Source organism: Hominimerdicola alba, assembly GCF_900112155.1.
Taxonomy (GTDB): domain Bacteria; phylum Bacillota; class Clostridia; order Oscillospirales; family Ruminococcaceae; genus Hominimerdicola; species Hominimerdicola alba_D.
In genome coordinates this window covers 13,247-31,608 of record NZ_FOKQ01000031.1, presented here as the reverse complement: position 1 = coordinate 31,608, position 18,362 = coordinate 13,247, and the positions used below count along the sequence as shown (strand labels likewise).

The 18,362-nt window shown below is 43.0% G+C and carries 9 protein-coding genes; 5 read left to right on the top strand and 4 right to left on the bottom strand.

Going from position 1 to position 18,362, the window contains the following annotated elements; genetic code table 11:
* Positions 1-80: 80 nt before the first annotated feature.
* Both BM265_RS14840 and BM265_RS14835 read right to left on the bottom strand, forming a co-directional pair.
* Positions 81-1,931 carry a glycoside hydrolase family 9 protein gene (locus tag BM265_RS14840; protein WP_074962764.1) on the bottom strand — a complete coding sequence of 617 codons (1,851 nt, stop codon included), beginning with the start codon at positions 1,929-1,931 and terminating at the stop codon, positions 81-83.
* Between the two features lie 429 nt (positions 1,932-2,360).
* The gene (locus BM265_RS14835; protein WP_074962762.1) at positions 2,361-3,734 is read right to left on the bottom strand and encodes an LptM family lipoprotein; all 1,374 of its coding nucleotides are present in this window, start codon (positions 3,732-3,734) and stop codon (positions 2,361-2,363) included.
* A gap of 730 nt (positions 3,735-4,464) precedes the next feature.
* Here BM265_RS14835 and BM265_RS14830 point away from each other — a divergent pair.
* Positions 4,465-5,007 carry an RNA polymerase sigma factor gene (locus BM265_RS14830; protein ID WP_074962761.1) on the top strand — a complete coding sequence of 181 codons (543 nt, stop codon included), beginning with the start codon at positions 4,465-4,467 and terminating at the stop codon, positions 5,005-5,007.
* Complete coding sequence (locus tag BM265_RS14825) at positions 4,976-7,357, top strand: PASTA domain-containing protein (protein ID WP_074962759.1); 2,382 nt, start codon at positions 4,976-4,978, stop codon at positions 7,355-7,357. Before BM265_RS14830 ends, BM265_RS14825 begins: the two co-directional genes overlap by 32 nt.
* Before the next feature lie 87 nt (positions 7,358-7,444).
* Here BM265_RS14825 and BM265_RS14820 read toward each other — a convergent pair whose 3' ends face one another.
* Positions 7,445-8,107 carry a leucine-rich repeat domain-containing protein gene (locus tag BM265_RS14820; protein ID WP_074962757.1) on the bottom strand — a complete coding sequence of 221 codons (663 nt, stop codon included), beginning with the start codon at positions 8,105-8,107 and terminating at the stop codon, positions 7,445-7,447.
* A gap of 415 nt (positions 8,108-8,522) precedes the next feature.
* Here BM265_RS14820 and BM265_RS14815 point away from each other — a divergent pair, with 415 nt between their 5' ends.
* Together BM265_RS14815 and BM265_RS14810 are read left to right on the top strand one after the other, a co-directional pair.
* Positions 8,523-10,502 carry a leucine-rich repeat domain-containing protein gene (locus tag BM265_RS14815; protein ID WP_074962755.1) on the top strand — a complete coding sequence of 660 codons (1,980 nt, stop codon included), beginning with the start codon at positions 8,523-8,525 and terminating at the stop codon, positions 10,500-10,502.
* Positions 10,503-10,828: 326 nt separating this feature from the next.
* A complete protein-coding gene (locus BM265_RS14810; RefSeq protein WP_074962753.1) occupies positions 10,829-14,305 on the top strand; it encodes a leucine-rich repeat domain-containing protein in 3,477 nt (1,158 codons plus the stop codon).
* Positions 14,306-14,559: 254 nt separating this feature from the next.
* On the opposite strand, the gene BM265_RS14805 is transcribed toward BM265_RS14810, so the two are convergent.
* Positions 14,560-16,689 (bottom strand): dockerin type I repeat-containing protein, encoded by a 2,130-nt coding sequence (locus tag BM265_RS14805; protein ID WP_074962751.1) that lies wholly within the window; start codon positions 16,687-16,689, stop codon positions 14,560-14,562.
* 531 nt (positions 16,690-17,220) lie between these two features.
* Between BM265_RS14805 and BM265_RS20165 the strand changes: the two genes are divergently transcribed.
* Positions 17,221-18,111 carry a peptidoglycan-binding protein gene (locus BM265_RS20165; RefSeq protein ID WP_081358482.1) on the top strand — a complete coding sequence of 297 codons (891 nt, stop codon included), beginning with the start codon at positions 17,221-17,223 and terminating at the stop codon, positions 18,109-18,111.
* Positions 18,112-18,362: the final 251 nt, after the last annotated feature.

Sequence of the window (18,362 nt, the reverse complement as noted above, 5' to 3'; positions counted from 1 at the left end):
CTCAATGATAAAGCAAGCCCCGAGCCATCTTCCAAAAGATGACTCGGGGCTGATCTGTCGCGATAGGTTTTTGCTTGTAATTACTTAACAGTAACTGTTACAGCGTGCTTGATAGATGCTGTAGATGTCCACTGACCGTTTACCTTAGCGGCAATAGCTACTCTGTAAGTCATGCCTGGAGTCAGGTTCTTGGGTGTTACATAGCTTCTTGAAGAAGCGGGGATAGAAGAAGTCTGAACTCTCCACTTGCCTGCCAGATAAACAGCGATGCCGTAGTTGGTAGCGCCCTGTACAGGTGACCAGATGAACTGGATTTGGTGATATCTCTGGTTGTAATTTACACTTGTGATCTCAGGATATACCTCGGGATCATCATTACCGTGGTTATTATTGGAGTTGATTCCGAAAGAATAGTTCTTCTTGAACTCGGAAGCACTGTTTACTATTCTGGATGCGCCGTCGCTGGTGCAGTCGCTCAGATTTACAAGTGCTGCACAAGCCAGAGCGAAGCAGCCGTTGTAGTCAAGGGCACCTTCTGTCCAGCGGTAGCTGTCGGTAACTTCGTTGAATGTACCTGAAGAATCAGGTCCGCCGATGAGATAGCCGTAGTTTACATACTTTGCATCAGGGTTGGAAGAAGCATCACCGTTGCCGGGGTTTGCAGCTCTGTGGTGTACTTTGGAAGACCAGGAGTTGCCGAAACCTGTCAGGAAGCTCTTGTTCTGAGGGTTGTTTCCAAGGATATAGTTCATCTGATACTTAGCACCCTTTGCAAGATCAGAATTCTTATCGCCGTCGATAGAAGCAAGTGCTTCCATCTGAACAGCACAGTTGTAACGTGTGCAGCCCCACTCCTGCTTGCAGGAATTGTAAGTGCCTTCTCTCAGACCGCCCATGTTATTTACTTCAAACTGAAGCTCTTTAGCGTATGCTTCATCGCCTGTTTTTTTGTACATCAGTGCAGCATAACCTGACCAAACCTTGTCCCAGCTGTACAGATAATAATCGTAGTACTGATTATTGTAGCAGCCGTTGCCTGTAGGCTTGAAGGAAGGCATTGAGCCCTCACCAAGAACATACAGCCAGCCTTCAGCCATTGCCTGCTCGTCCTGATACTGTGAATTGGTGGCATACATGGAACCCATACCTTCCATATAGTTGCCTGAGTGCTGTGTGCCGAACTTGTACAGAGCCTTAGCGTACTTTGTACACTGTGCAGCGTAGGAAGCGTCAGTATCCTTGAAAGCAACAGCAGTACCTGCAAGTGCGCTTGCCATTTCCAGTACTATAGCAGAGTTATTGCTGGAAGTTGTCAGCCAGTAAGTAGGACGGTCGCCGTTCTGCTTTTCGGGAGAACCCCAGTAGCTGTGGTCGCCCTCGTTGGATACCATATAGCATACAGCGCCTACGTCGCCGCTGTTATCCAGGAATGTTGTCTTCATCATGTAATCTGCGCCATTCTTCAGAATGTACAGCAGATGGTCGCGGCAGCCAGCTTTCTCATAAGCGCCTGGATTGAGATAATCGGAAAGTGCCAGGCTGTTCATACCGAAGCCGATGGTCAGATTGAACTTGATATGGTCGCCTGCATCGTGATAACCGCCTGATACATCTACCTTGCCGTCTCCGTCAGGGTCAACAATATTGCGTGCACCCCCGAGGTTTACTGCGTTTGAAAGGCTTGCCTGTGCATCGCTAACATGGCAGTTGCCTCTCCATGCCAGCGGGTTATCGTCCACCCCTGTACCACACTGGTTGGAATCATAGAAATACAGCGATAATGCAAGTGCCTCTGCATAATTTGCGTCCTCGCCATATGCAGACGCTGTAACTGTTGCAGACGGGATAACAGATGTCATCATCGTGCCTGCTGATAACAGTGCAGTTGTGAATGCGGCGATCTTTGAGATCTTTTTCTTTTGATTTTTCATCTCTAAACACTCCTATTCCATAAGTTTTAAACATATACGGACAATAGAACCGATCCTGCCACCCATGCAAGATCATTATCCAATATGAAAATATTATAACATATTATTTCGTTTTTGTCTACATATTTCTGCGAATTTGTTTGTAAACTTTTTGCATATCGACCAATCAAAACTGCGCTTTTGCCCACTTATTTCAAAAGAGATGGTTTCACTGCTGATATGGTGATGATACAACTGCATTTTGAAAAAAACTCAGATCGCTAACTATTATATAAAATCAGCCGTGCAGGTCGTTATGACTTGCACGGCTTCATGTATCCGCCCGTGTGGGGTGGGATAAGGTTATACAGAAATGCTTCAGAGGTTTAGGACATTCGCGGAATAATACAAATGAACCTAACCGCAGCCAAACCAGCTCCCTTTATTATCTTATTCTTCTGCGGAAGATTTTTTATCAATGTACTTTCCGAACTCTGCGCCGTCCTTGCCGTTTTCAAATTTGCCTGAACCCATCATGGCTGACTGATGTATAATGCCGTCCTCGTCAAGGTACTGGACGAATTCATCGTTCCTGTGTAGAAATTCTTTTATATCACTTTTGAAACCTATGATAAGCGTACCTTCAAGACTATGCTCTTTCAGCATATCGATGATATACTTGTCACCAACTGCCGTGCTGTCGCTGTTTGCGGTAATGCCTTCGGGAGATGTTGCCTGCGGAAAGTCTCTTTTTACTATCTTCTCCACATTCTCATCGGGATTATTGAGGGAGTAATTAACATCTCCGCCCTCTTCTTTGATAGCGTCACAGACGTGTGATGAGAAATACAGCTCATATATATTATTCGGTGCGCGGTCTTTCCACTCTTCGACCTGTGCATCTGCCTGTTTTGTCATATAGGTCTCTATAAACTCATCTTCGTCACCGATATCATCTGCTTTGTCGATATCATAAGCGATGTACGCACCTTCGTCATCATCTGTTACCCAGGCATATCCTTGAAGACCAATATCTCCGCTTTGAGTATGTATTATAACATATAGCCCCATTATATCGGTATCGTTGTAGTGTTCGCAGTTATTAGGTATAACGAATATCGTATCTTCATCTGAGGGCGTGAAGTTCTCGGCACCGTCTTTGAATAACGGGAGACCATTGGTTTTCAGCTTTTCTGCCACAAAGCTGTCATCGGTAATACCAATGAAATAGTTTATATACCGCATAGCGAGCTCATTATTGAATTCGTCATCATCGGATACATCAGCAAATAATCTCTCTAATTCTGCCTGCTGTTCTTCTGTCAGATCTTCAACAGTTTTGCATAATTCATTATAGTCGTTCATCACATACTTAAATGGATTGAAGCGGTACAATATACTGTCGAACTTATCCTCCTCTTCCTTTTCCGTGCGGTAATAAGCTTCCAGTATTCCCGTGCCGAAGTAGCCTGAGAAATTTATATGTTTTGCGTAGCTGTCGATATCATCGGCTGCAAGATCACAGACCTCGTTATATATAAGCTGACCCGCTCGGACGAAGCTCTTGTTTTTGATATCGCCGTGCATCTCCATACCTGCGGGTACTATACGAACATTTCCTATCTTTACAGCCTCCTTTGTCGATGCCACAGCCTCGGTTATATCTGTATCGGACGTGCTTTCTTTATCTGTAGTATCATTTGTTTCATTAGTGTTCACGGCAGATGCTTTACTGTTTGTTCCGCCGTTCTTTTCAGTGCTTCCGCAGCCTGCTGCTGAAAATGCCATGATGATAGCTAAAGCTGATATTATGATCTTTTTCATTATGTAGTCCTCCTGAAAGGTTTTGGTGTACAGAGTTTATCATACTATATTATAAAAATCAAGTTGTTTAACAGCTTTTTGATTTGATTTTTGGCTTGTTATCACATATGTCACAGTTATTTCACATAATTGAACGTAAAAGAATACGCCAAAAAGAAAACGGACTGATAACGTTTCTAAAAGATCTGACTGCGGATGCCCCAAAGAATGATTTGTCTAAAACATGCATTATTATCATATTCAATTATAGATAAGCAACGAATGATCAGGAAGATATATCAAAATCGTTGACATGAATAATTATCTGTGATATCATATTTTGGGAAATATTGATATAGTGCCATTTTCGGTACTGGAATTCGGGAGGACATGAATATGAAGATAAAAAGAGTTTTAGCAGTAGTAATGTCACTTTGTATGGTTGCAGGAACTGTCAGCTATGGTGCACCTGTTACCGTAAAGTGACGGGATGAGATCGATACAATATATAAAGCCGAGTTCCTGTTTTGTAATGGACTCGACTTTTTTTGTGTGTCTGTTTTTCTGTATTCTGTATTATTTGAATGAGAGGATTGTGAATAAACACCGATCGGGCACATGACAAGCACCGGTAATTTGTGCAATGATACAAAGCGAAAAACTTCTTCTTTAAAAAAGCGTTACTTCTGTGCTAAAATCAGCATTAGTATATGAATGCATTCAATAACAACAGTGAAAGGCGGTGAGGCAGATGACCGATGAACAAAAAGATCTTGAATACGTAATGGATAAATACGGAAGAACGATCAACGGTCTCATAGCCTCGATGCTCGGCTCTCCATCAGAGCGCGATGACATCTTTCAGGAGATTTTCCTGCTATACTATACCAAGGAGCTGCATTTCGAGGACGAAGGCGCAAGACGTTCCTGGCTGATACGCACTGCGATCAACCTGTGTCGGTCAGCTAACCGATCTCCGTGGTTCAAATTCAGAGATGGTGAGGAATTCGATGCGGATACATTGATGTCACCAGAAGACAGAGATGGCGAAAGCGAACTATGGCAGGCATTGTGCATGCTGAAAGAAAAGTACCGTCTTCCGCTGTATCTGCATTACTTTGAGGAGATACCGCTATTGGAGATCGCAAAAGTAATGAAGCTGAGCGAAGGCGCAGTGAAAATGCGGCTGAAGCGAGCGAGAGAAAAACTTAAGCTCGAACTTGAGAGTGTAAAGAACGAAACAGAAACGGAGGCGGAAGCTCATGAAAGAGAAAGAGAATATCTTATCCATTAAAAAAAGGCTAGAACCGTCCTCTGAGCTGAAACGCCGCGTGATGGAGCGTGCGAAAGAGCTTGAAGCGGGTAAAAAGACCTTCGGGATCGAAATGACAACAGCGGATAATACAGAGATAAATAAGGAGCCCATAAAAATGAATGCATACAATATTAATGATACAGCAAAGATCAAAAAGCGTTTTCCCATAGCAGTGATATCGGCAGCAGCCTGTGCGGCGATCGTTATCGGTTTAGCGGCGGTAAGCCTGAAAGATAATAAGCTGAAAACGCTGCCTACCACAGACAAGACAACAGATCAGGACAGCAGCACATCCTCGGGAAATACGTCCTTGCCTTCCGGCTTTGGCGGTGGCGGCGGGTACGAGGTGTCAAAGGATACACTGGCGATCTACTACGATAATGGCAGAGAATTTGATAAAGGCATAGAAGATGTTCCTGCAATAAATGCACTGGTTGAAAAGGTAATGGAGTGCCCCGTTCTGAACGGACCAGATCTGCCTGCCGAGCGCACAATAGCGTACTATGTGGACGAGGAAGAGCGTATCGTTGAGCTGTGTGATGAAAGATATCCTGTGAAAGGCTCCGATTATTCGGCGGGAACAGATGAAGACCTTTTCCTTGTCATCAAAGTTAACGGAGTGCAGTACGGTGTGGATTATAATGACCCGACACTTCTTCTGGATCTGAAAGCCGCTACCGAGTGCGGTAGCACGACATATGAAAAGAAAGGCAGCAGCCCATTTGTTGCCGAATACAATGAAGAAGCTGAAACGGCATTAACAGAGTTTATTGCTGATATCCGTAAAAACGGTACACTGCTTTCAGGTGAAGAAAGCCTACCATCTGCTGACTGTGACCGCAGTCTTTCCTATTGTCAGGATAATAAATGCTACAAGATAAGGGTATGGGATGAAGCGGATATCCTTGAAGTGCAGGCGTATGGTCTCATCGGAGAAGAGCCGCATTCGGCAGTATACGGAAATGCACGCAAGTGGATAGACAGGCTGGATGAGATCATTAGTATGTTTGAGGAAGATACAGAGGTGATGAACTGGATATGGGCTTACAATTTTGGTGATGTTATCGGATATATCCGCATACCCGGTCTCACAAACGCTGATGGAACACAGTACGTAAACACCCCCGTAACACAGGGCAGTGACAATGAATACTACCTTGATCATGGCTGGTCAGGTGATGAATATGAAGCAGGCAATATATTTGCAGACTATGCTGCACCTGTGACTGAGGAAAGCCGCCCTGACAATATCATCCTTTACGGAAAAAGCAGGCGCGACCTGGGCTCAATGTTCACACATCTTATAGACTACAATGATGGAACGGGCAACAGGCTCAACAATGCTTCCGTTATCAAGTTTGCGACGGCGTGGGAAGATGGACTTCAGCAGTATCCGATCATCGGCGTGGCAGTTCTCGATACAAATTCAGGCGATTACTTTGATTACAGCGGATACAGCTATTTTGATAACAAACACACATTTGACAGCTGGATGAATAGCATAAAGGACAACTGCACTATAATGCGTGATCTGGACTGCAATGCGGATGACGAATACCTGACACTTTCCACAAATATTGATGATGAAAATGCTGACGGATACCGTCTTGTGGTATTCGCAAGAAAGATGCGTGACGGTGAGACTTTTCCGGCAGGCAGATTCAGCGTCAATAAGGAAAGCCCGATCGAAATCAAGCCTTTAGAAGAAGTCCGTATGCCAAATATCACCGGTATGACAGAGGAGCAGGCTATCGCTGCCCTTGAAGAAGCAGGTCTTGGACATAACATAGAATATTTATTCTCAAACGAGCCAAAGGGAACAGTTATGGATCACCATGCGCCATACTATCTGCCTGACTACGTTCAGTCACCTGAGGGTGATCTTGTCAGCAAGGGCGCAAGTATTGAAATGAGTGTTTCCGGCGGTACTGATTTGAGCCTGTACACCGATCCTAACGGCGGTGAGGGAGAGTTAGTAGCCCTGACAATACCTCTTCCCGAGGGGCTGAGCGGCAGTTTCAGATTTGATGCCAGAGATATCGACGAGCCTTACGGCGGCTTTGACAGTGTCAATGAAATAAAAGGTATGAATGAGTTCGTTATCCCTGTACAGGGCAGCGGAAAGAAGACGGTGGAAGTCACGGGCACATATAACGGCTGTGTTTATCCGCTGTCATCGGATATCCAGTGCTTCAAATACGCCACTTACGAGGTGGATTTTGATGCTCATACCTACACTCTGATAGGAGCGGTAGATACTGAGGCTCCCGCCAAGGCAAAGATCAAAACAGAAGAGGAGATCGCTGAAATGAAGGAGCAAGAGAAATAAGATCATAGACGTCAGAGGACGGAATAAGAAGTGCAAAATCAAAGCTCTCACAGTTTCGGCTGTGAGAGCTTTTTGATGTTTATTTTATTACTCTGGCTTATTGACCAGCTTTTCACAGCCTGCAAACACTTCTTCGCCCATATCCGGCGAACCTTCTATTATTACCTCTTCCAGAGAAGTGCACTCACTGAAAGCGTGGTCATCTATGTGTTTGACACTTGCGGGGATAACTATCTTTTTAAGAGCTTTGCAGCGATTGAAAGCTTGATCGCCTATCTCAGTTATACCCTCGGGAAACACGAGCTTGGTTACCTTGGTATCCTGAAGTATGAGGATGCCTGTGCGTTTGAGATTTGAGGGGATATTTATCGTTCTGAGATTAGTAAAATTACTAAATGCATAGTCGTGTGTCTCTTCGACAGTATCGGGCAGATGAACAGATGTAATGAACAGACTAAACCAATTTAGTGCATTACTATCTTTATCCCACATTATGTGATAACCTATTGATGTAACGGGCTTACCCTCGATAGTATCAGGGATATTCAGAAGAAAAAAAGAACCCGTATAATGTTTTATCTCAACGGTGTCGTTTTCCAGTATCGTATATTCAAAATAGCGCTCCGGCATTCCCTTTTTCCAGAACACGAAATTGATAATGACGTAGATCAAAAATATCAGCCCAAGTAATATCAGTGTGATAATGCATATTCTTTTTGGCAGACTTTTCTTCGGTTTTGTATCTTCCATGATTGACCTGCTTTCTTGATATAAATTTATCAAAAGTCATTATATCATAATAGCACATTCAAGTCAATCGGTATAAATTAACGCAGGGGTGCGGCATTGTTGTCCAACATCTATTGTAGCACTACAATGTTTGATGGCTGTTCCGGTACTGTTACTATAAAGGATAGACTTAAACTGATATGATTTGATATATGCAAAACGGATGGCTGTCTGTATTGGACGGCTATCCGTTTTTTGCTTTGTGATGTGTAATCGTAAATCTTCCGCGTACATAAACTATGCCAACGGTATTCACGAATTAATATACAAAAATTCAGTGATATAATTGTGTACTTTTGTAATTGGAAAATATGAAGATTTATGATATAATTAAATTATATTAAAAATAACCATATTTTAATAGGAGGCAATTATCATGAATAAACGTTTATTAAGCGGACTGGCTGCATTGGCAGTTGTCTTTTCTGGCGCGGGGACGCTGCCGGCGGGGACTTTTGAGGGATTTTCTCTGACGGCGAGTGCGGAAACGTATGGTAAGTATGCGGATTTTACTTATATCATACATGATGACGACACTATCGAACTTTGCCAGTACTACGGTACTGACGAAAACGTTACTGTCCCTTCCGTGATCGACGGAAAAGCTGTTACAAGCATAGGCTCGCATACTTTCTATCAGTGCCCGAAAGTTAAAAGCGTAACTATCCCTGCTGGTGTAACGCGCATCGACACTTTCGCTTTCTTTGAGAGCAGCAGTGTTGAAAGCGTAACTATCCCGAATACCGTTGAAACCATTGGCAACTATGCTTTCTACAAATGTACAAGCCTTAAAAGCATTACTGTCCCTGGCAGCGTAACCCAGATCGGTGACCATGCTTTCAGGGGCTGCAAAAGCCTTGAAAACGTAATTCTCACGGACGGTGTGGCGCAGATAGGCAATTATGCTTTTTACGGCTGTACTGACCTTACAAGCATAGAGTTACCGAGTAGCCTTACAAGCATAAGCAATTATGCTTTCAATGATTGCAGAAGTCTTGCAAACGTCACTATCCCGGACAGTATCACTAATATAGGCAGCGTAGCTTTTGCCGGCTGTTCAAGCCTTACAGACATTACTATCCCGAACAGTGTTACAAGCATTGAAGAATATGCTTTCAGCGGCTGCAATGCTCTTACAAGCATAAATTTACCTGATAGCATTACAACCATTAGTGATGGCGTTTTTAACTACTGCCACAGTCTCGAAAACGTAACTATCCCCAACAGCGTTACAAGCATCGGCAATCATGCTTTCTCCGGATGCAAGAGTTTTGAAGACATTACTGTCCCGGACAGCGTAACGAGCATTGGCAACTCTGCTTTTAACGGCTGTTCAAAAATTAAAAGCTTTACAGTTCCTGACAGCGTTACAAGCTTTGGCGATTCTGTTTTTCGCGACTGCACAAGCCTTACAGATGTAAAACTGCCTGACGGCTTGACAGCCATAGGTGAAAAGATGTTTGAAAACTGCCAAAGCCTTGAAAGCTATACTATACCTGACAGCATTACAAGTATCGGCGAAGGAGCTTTTGAAAGCTGCATAAAACTTAAAAGCATTACTGTACCGGATACTGTTACAAGCATCGGAGACTCTGCTTTTAGCGACTGCAGAAGACTTACAGACGTAAAGCTTCCGAAGGGCATTACAAGCATCAGCAATAATGAGTTCTACGGCTGCTCAAGTCTTGCAAGCATTACTATCCCCGAGAGCGTTACTAAAATCGGCAACGGTGCTTTTGAGGGCTGCACAAGCTTTACAGATATTACTATCCCGAACAGCGTGACAGATATCGGCGAGCGTGCTTTCTATTTATGCATAAGGCTTGAAAATATTACTATCCCGGAGAGCGTTACAGATATCGGGTATGCGGCTTTCCTAAACTGCACAAGCCTTACAAGCGTTACTGTCCCGAACAGCGTTACAAACATTGGCGAAGAGGCTTTTGGATATTATCGTGATGATAATTATTTTTTTTATTATGAAAGTAAAAAGATCGATGGCTTTACAATAAAGGGCAGCAAAAACAGCGCCGCAGAGAAGTACGCTCTTGACAACGGCTTTAAATTCACCGCCCTTGACGGAAATGCCGACAAATATCCTGTTGTCAAATCTGAGGTACAGGGCAAGCAGTTCAGATTGAAGTGGACTGCTGTTGCCGGCGCGGATAAGTACGGTATAGCCGTATATCAGGCGGGCAAATGGCGTGTAAAGGTTCAGGTCAATGGAAATGTTACAAGCTACACATCGCCCAAGGTAGAAACAGGCACTTATAAAATGGTAGTCTGCGCCAGGGTAAATGGCAAATGGGATACAAGCAGCATTAACCAAAGAGCTTTCACTGTTAAGATATCATGAGCCCTTGTCTTAATAATGTCATTTACTAATTTTTCATAAGACATACGGCAGAGCGTGTAAAACGTTCTGCCGTTGTTTTAGCTCAATTTACTAATATAATACTTATGCGTTAACCTTTCGTTAGCGCCGCACAGATCACAAATATCACATGGCTTGTGGTACGAGGCGGTCTTGATACTTTCATAGAGTATAAAAGCTCTGCCAACGGTGTTTCACGTGTTAATATACAAAAATATAACGCTATGATTGTGTACTTTTGTAATTGGATAATATGAAGATCTGTGATATAATTAAATATAATTATATTTTAACAGGAGGCAATAATAATGAATAAACGTTTATTAAGCGGACTGGCTGCATTGGCAGTTGTATTTTCGGGCACGGGGACGCTGCCAACGGAAACTTTTGATGGCTTTTTTCTGACAGCGAACGCGGATACAGGGAAGAATACGGATTTCGCTTATACTGTACTTGATGACGGAAGTCTCGAACTTTTCCAGTACTGTGGTACTGACGAAGACGTTACTGTTCCTTCTGTGATCGACGGAAAAAAAGTAACAAGCATCGGTGCACATACTTTCTATTCATGCCCGGGACTTAAAAGTGTAACTATCCCTGACGGAGTGACACGCATCGGCGATTTCGCTTTCTATGAGATCACCAGCATTGAAAGCGTGATCCTTCCTGACACCATTGAAACCATTGGCGAACGTGCTTTCAGGGGCTGCACAAGCCTTAAAAGCATTACCATCCCGGGCAACGACACGCACATCGGCTACCAAGCTTTCCGCGACTGCGAAAGCCTTGAAAAAGTAATTCTCAAGGACGGTGTGACGCTCATCGGTAACCAGGCTTTCATGTACTGCACAAGCCTTGCAGACATTACTATCCCGGACAGCGTTACAAACATTAACGAGTATGCTTTCTACGTCTGCAAGGCTCTTACAAGCGTAAAGCTCCCGGATAAGCTTATAAGTATCGACGATAAGGCTTTTGCTGGCTGTTCAAGCCTTACAGACATTACTATCCCGAACAGTGTTACAAGCATCGGCAATTCTGCTTTTAGCAGCTGTTCAAGCCTTACAGACATCACTATCCCGGACGGCATTACACGCATCAGGAATTATGCTTTCAAAGGCTGTTCAAGCCTTAAAGACGTAACTATCCCGAACAGCGTTACAAGCATCGGCGATTATGCTTTCTCCGAATGCGAGAGTTTTGAAGACATTACTGTGCCGGACAGCGTAACGAGCATTGGCAACAGTGCTTTTGCCTACTGTTCAAAAATTAAAAGCTTTACAGTTCCTGATAGTGTTACAAGCTTTGGCGATTCTGTTTTTCGCGGTTGTACAAGCCTTACAGACGTAAAACTGCCTGACGGCTTGACAAAGCTTGGCGAATGGATGTTCGGCTACTGCAAAAGTCTTGAAAGCTATACTATACCTGACAGCATTACAAGCATAGGCGAAAGAGCTTTTGAAGGCTGCTATAAACTTACAAGCATTACTATACCTGAAACTGTTACAAGCATCGGTAGAGGCGCTTTTGAAAGCTGTACTAACCTTGCAAGCATTACTATACCGAAAACTGTTACAAGCATAGGCGTAAGCGCTTTTGAAAGCTGCACTAACCTTATAAGCATTACTGTACCGGATACTGTTACAAGCATTGGCAAGTATGCTTTTAAAGACTGTATAGGACTAACAGACGTAAAGCTGCCGAATGGCATTACAAGCATCAGCAGTTATGAGTTCTACGGCTGTACAAGCCTTACAGACATTACTATCCCGGAGAGCGTTACAGATATCGGGTATGCGGCTTTCCTAAACTGCACAAGCCTTACAAGCGTTTCTGTCCCGGACAGCGTTACAAACATTGGCGAAGAGGCTTTTGGATATTATCGTGATGAAAGTTTATATTATAATGATAAAAGTAAAAAGATCGAAGGCTTTACAATAATCGGCAGCCCCGACTCCGCCGCTGAATTCTACGCTAAGGAAAACGGCTTCAGATTCGCCTCCTTTGATTCACTTAAAATAATCGATGAAGGAAGCTGCGGCAAAAATCTCACATGGAGTCTTAACTTCGTCGGTACGCTTTACATAAGCGGCACGGGGGATATGACGAATTATGCGACAGGCAATGCTCCGTGGTATGATAAATACCATACCGATATAAAGGAAGTCGTTATTGGTAACGGCGTTACAAGCATCGGCGAAGGTGCGTTCACCGGCTGTGAAGATCTTACAGAAGTAAAGTTCCCGAACAGCGTAAAGTCCATTGGCAAAAGGGCTTTTGCCGCTTGTAAGAATCTTAAAAGCATAGCTGTCCCTGACAGCGTTTTAAGTATTGATGACTATGCTTTTGCGTCCTGCACAAGCCTTACGGACATAAAGCTCTCGAAAAGAATCACAAGTATTGAAGAAGGAACTTTCAAAAATTGCACAAGCCTTGAAAGCATAACGTTCCCCGACAGCGTTGAATACATCGGCAGCAGCGCTTTCGAGTCCTGCGCAAGTCTTAAAAGCATAGTTATTCCGAACTCCGTTACAGGCATAGGCGATTATGCTTTCAACGTGTGCAAAAGCCTTAAATACATAACTGTACCTGCAAGCGTTAAGAAGATCGGCGAAAAAGCTTTCGGATATCATTTCATTTATGATATGGATCCCGATAACGACTTTAAATATGACAACGTAATGTTCTACGGCAGCAAAAACACCGCCGCCGAAAAATATGCCAAAGACAACGGCTTTGAGTTTACATCGCTCGGCAATAAGATCGTTGACTGCGGCTATTGCGGAGTATACAGTGAAAACAACGGCGAAAACGTAACATGGGCGCTTGACAGCGAGGGCACTCTCACCATCTGGGGCGAAGGGGCTATGGCTGATTATAGATCTGAAGAGACCCCATGGTTCGGCAGCTGTGACGACATTAAAAAAGTTGTTGTAGCGGGCGGTGTTAGGAGCATCGGCAGTCATGCTTTCTACAAATGCAACAACCTTGCGGAAGTAAAGCTTCCGAACAATGTTAAGAACATCGGCACCTATGCTTTCTGTTTTTGCTATGACCTTGAAAGCATATATATCCCGAACAGCGTGGAGAAGATCAGCGCTTATGCTTTCCAGGACTGCAAAAAACTTAAAGAAATAAACTTACCTGACAGTGTTAGAGATATTGGCAGAAATGCTTTCTACGGCTGCACAAGCTTAACAAGCATAACCATTCCGAATAATGTCGAAACCATATGGGAGTATACGTTCTGCAATTGCACGAGCCTTTCAAGCGTAACTATACCAAACAGTGTCACTAACATTTGCAGAAATGCTTTTGACAATTGTCCGAAGCTTAAAAGCATAACTGTCCCTGACAGCGTTAAGACAATTGCAATCAATGCTTTTGGGTATTATATAGATAAATCCTATTTTACCGAAAAAGTTGAAGGCTTCACAATTAAGGGCGGTAAAGACAGCGCTGCCGAAAAGTACGCGCTTGACAACGGTTTTAAGTTCATAGCCTTTGACGGAAATGCCAACAGATATCCTGTTGTAAAGTCCGAAGTTCGTGGCAGGCAGTTCAGGTTGAAGTGGACTGCTGTTGAGGGTGCGGAAAAGTACGGTATAGCTGTATATCAGGCTGGCAAATGGCGCGTAAAGGTTCAGGTCAATGGAAATGTTACAAGCTACACATCACCTAAGGTAGAAATAGGCACTTATAAAATGGTAGTCTGCGCCAGAGTAAACGGCAAATGGGATACAGGCAGCATTAACCAAAGAGCTTTCACTGTTAAGATAGCATGAGCTCCGTTCTTAATAATGTCATTTAATAATTTTCAGTAAAAAATACGGCAGAGCGTGTAAAAGCGTTCTGCCGTTGTTTTTTTACTGCATATATTTACCCATGTCTGATATATCAAACTCAAAACAAAACTGACTCCGCTTGAATTGCGGAGCCGGTTCGTTGATTAAATTATCCATAGGGGGTGCTGTACGCGCAAAGTGAAGCGGGTCACAACACCCCGGGGCTGAACTTGTTTGTATAACATTTGTTTTTCTTAGCCCAATGCTTCCCCGGGCGCGGGAATATATTTGTTCTTTATCATTTCTTCCCAGTATACATATCCAAAGTACGGTCTGATCCACTCAGCCATATATTCCAGCTTGGCATTGAGATGAGCATACTTCGGGAGTTCCTCTTCCATATCGTAAACTCCTAACTTTGTAGAAGACGGATAAACAAATTCCATAATAGTCGCCCTGTCCTCATACTGATTTGTCACACTGTATTCTCTTACAAAATAACCGTTCTCATAGTTATGATTTCTGCTTGCCCAATGGGTCAGATACTGTTCAAATTCTTCGTCCCAGGGCATATCACCGGCGAAGTAATCTCCTGTGAAGTATTCAAAACCTTCGGGGTTGAGCTTTTCCCATTCGTCCTCGTCAAAAGGATCTTCCAGCCCTACCAGATCTTCAACAGCGTGCCATGTTTCATGATCCATTACTCCATCTAAATTACCACAGTATTGGCTCACTGCAATATCAATATAATCGTCAGAAGCCCTGAATGTCAGACCTGCTACCTGATTTACTAATCCATCATTTTCATTAAAATCATCTATCAGAAGAAGCCTGTATCCCTCAGGATTGTCTTCCGTTTTGAACTTCTCAAAGAATCCCTCGGGATATACCTTCAGCCATTCCTCCAACTCGTACAGGGTACTATCAAGAGTCTCGGGATAATCAGGATCCATATTTTCCTCTGTGGAGCTCCACGAATAACCATAATTCAGAACATTAAGCACCTCATTACCGATTAGTATGGTGATACCGTACTCGTCCTCCAGCCTGTCAGCAGTTTTACGTTGTTCTTTCAGTTCATCGCCCAATGTCTTCGGCTTAAAATCATCGGAAGTTGCAACATCTATGCCCTCGGGAAGCTTATTGTACTCCAGCTTGGAAGTATCAAGGATAAAGCTATCACACTTTGTTTCCTTTCCATCCATATATTCGGCAGTAACTATCACTTTGTCCTCATCCAGAAAGACGACGTTGAATATGTTCATGTTTTTCAAACCCAGATCAGCATATGCTATCCCGCCGTCCTTGGGATCGAATACCATAAACTTATTTGAATGGTCATCAAAAATGAACTTATCGCTTTTATTTGATGAATACACTATGGGCATATAGGAATCCAATTTGTATATGCCCAGCATCTCTCCTGTCAGTGTGTCAAAACAGCGAAGAGAAGCCTCACAGCCGTTTATATTATCGGCGACCAGCGTATATCCGTTTGAGAAGTAAGTGTTTCCGCTGTGCTGTACGGTATTCCAGAGTGTCTCACCTGTCGACAGTGAGATCACACTGAGGTCATAAAGGAACGGATTATCCTTTTTCGCAACGCTCAGCCCGATCATCTTATTACTGAAGTCAACATCTCTGAAATATTTATCATCATTTTCAAAGGGTGTGATATCCACCAGTTTTCCATCCGCTGTCAGCTTGTATAAGGTGTCATCATTCAGATATAACGTGTCAGTCTCCTCATCATAATACTCACCGGGATAAAACAGATCTGTCTCAACTACCTCGGGTTCGTCCTTATCGGGGGCATAGAAACATACATTAGTTTCGCCGCCGGATCTGAATTTAATAATTATAACCGTGCCGTCTTTCTTTATGCCTGCTACTCTGAAATATTTTTCACTGCTGAAAACGCGTTCGGTTTTCATAGTTTCAATATCCACTACCTTTGCATTATAAATAGTCTTTGACGGGTCGGACTCATCTGTCGTTGTGAAACCTGTGATGATCTTGCCATTGACTACCATATATATCGATTCACCCGTTAGATGATCCAGCTTTTGAAATTCGGGTTTGTTCACCCTTGGCAGCATTTTTTTGCCCTTGCATTGTGCGGCGATCAGTGTGATATCCGTCACATTTACCTTACCGTCGCAGTTTACATCAGCAATGAAAGCTTCTCTGTCGCTAAGTAACTTTTTGCCCTTAACATGAGCCGCTGTGGCAACAATGTCCGTTACATTGATCTTTCCGTCACTGTTCACATCACCGCATACTGACGGTGTTTCGGCAAATGCGGTAAAGCACTGTGCCGCCAGCAGGATACCTGTTGTCATCGCGGATAATCTGCTGATGATACTTCTTTTATTTTTGTACATTTTTAAAACCTCCTTGGATATTTGAGCCTAATGTGTATTCAGGATTTCGGGTCAGATCATAGTTCCGATCAGATCCAATTTTCTGCTGCATAATCGAATTCATTTAATGCATCCATATACTAATGCTGATTTCAGCAAAAAAGTAACGCTTTTTGAATAAGAAGTTTTCCACTTTGTATGGTTACACAAATCAAAGGTGCGAAATCAATGCGTACTTGGTGATTATTTGCTATATCTGCATCGCTGAAAATTCATTGTACTTTTATGGACTGACACAAAGCGCTATACCTAAGCATAAATAATAAAACGGATAGGCGTAACATATAACACGTCTATCCGTTTTTTTATTATTTGCTATCCCATTCACTCCGATTTTTCAACTGCTGACTCTCAAAAAGCAGACTTTCCTGACCATAAGTGCTATACTTCAAGTACAGTCAAACAACGAGATGCGATAAACAAAATAAAGAATTTTGACAACGGCATTTCGGAATAAATTAAGGTAAATCAAAAATTGAAAGGAAGAAAAAAATGAAAAACACAACAATCACAAGCGCAAAGAAGAAGGTAATCACCACCCTGACAGCAGTAAGCTGCATTCTCTCGGTATCCGCCCCTGCAATGGGCAGCACCACGATAGGAAATGCTATATTCGGTAATTCGATCGTTGCAAGTGCAGCAACATACAGCACAAACTATCAGAGTCATTCAGAGCCAAGCCGTACTCTCTCAAATGGCAGCAGGGGCGATGATGTGAAGTGGCTTCAGTGTGCGATCAATGACCTTATTGTTAATGGCGATAAAAACGGTTCTCGTCTTTCTACTTCTAAATTAGACGTTGATGGTGCTTTTGGTAATGCAACAAAGACAGCAGTTTTAGCATTCCAGAGAAAGTATGGTTTAACAGTAGATGGTTATTTTGGTCCTGCTTCTCGTTCAAAGATGAAGTCAGTACTTCGTTCTGCAACAGTAAAGCCTGTAAACGGACAGCTTTCTGCACATTTCCACTCAAGTGAGTTTGCCTGCAAGCGCTGCGGTGCGACCCACACTATCAGCCAGGATCTCATTAACAAGCTGGAATCCCTCTATTCCAGACTGAACTGCTCAAAGATTATCGTAACCTCCGGTTATCGTGATCCTGATTGTTCCGTTGCAGTAGGCGGCTACAGAAATGATGCACATACTCTCGGTATTGCAGCAGATGTTATTTGCTACGACAAGAACGGTTATCAGATCTCTTCTGCAAGGGTTGCATGGGAAGCAGAGCAGATCGGCTTCTCAGGCATCGGTATAATCGATAGCACTGCAATTCACCTTGATGTACGCACTACCAGCAACTATTCAAACGGTCACTGGTTCGGTGATGAAAGAAACGGAGATAACAATATTCCTACTTTCAAAAATTATAAACCCAGATGGTAAACACTCCGTAGAAGTGTTTCAGTCAGTTGAAAAAACCTACCCTTAAAACAAATACCCGTTAAAATGATGCCTCGAAGCGTTCAGAACACTTCGGGGCATTGCTTTTATATCATGTTTAACTCGGCATATTTTTTCATGGTTCTTCAAAGTTTGTCGAAAATATAAAATAATATGTTTTTCTATTGTAGATAAGCAACAAGTGATTAAGAAAATGTATCAAAATTATTGACATCGATAATTATATGTGCTAT

Bases quoted from the DNA above. Each gene is read 5' to 3' on its own strand.
- BM265_RS14805 (WP_074962751.1), bottom strand. From the start codon at position 16,689: ATGTACAAAAATAAAAGAAGTATCATCAGCAGATTATCCGCGATGACA.
- BM265_RS14840 (WP_074962764.1), bottom strand. From the start codon at position 1,931: ATGAAAAATCAAAAGAAAAAGATCTCAAAGATCGCCGCATTCACAACT.
- BM265_RS14810 (WP_074962753.1), top strand. From the start codon at position 10,829: ATGAATAAACGTTTATTAAGCGGACTGGCTGCATTGGCAGTTGTATTT.
- BM265_RS14815 (WP_074962755.1), top strand. From the start codon at position 8,523: ATGAATAAACGTTTATTAAGCGGACTGGCTGCATTGGCAGTTGTCTTT.
- BM265_RS14820 (WP_074962757.1), bottom strand. From the start codon at position 8,107: ATGGAAGATACAAAACCGAAGAAAAGTCTGCCAAAAAGAATATGCATT.
- BM265_RS14830 (WP_074962761.1), top strand. From the start codon at position 4,465: ATGACCGATGAACAAAAAGATCTTGAATACGTAATGGATAAATACGGA.
- BM265_RS20165 (WP_081358482.1), top strand. From the start codon at position 17,221: ATGAAAAACACAACAATCACAAGCGCAAAGAAGAAGGTAATCACCACC.
- BM265_RS14835 (WP_074962762.1), bottom strand. From the start codon at position 3,734: ATGAAAAAGATCATAATATCAGCTTTAGCTATCATCATGGCATTTTCA.
- BM265_RS14825 (WP_074962759.1), top strand. From the start codon at position 4,976: ATGAAAGAGAAAGAGAATATCTTATCCATTAAAAAAAGGCTAGAACCG.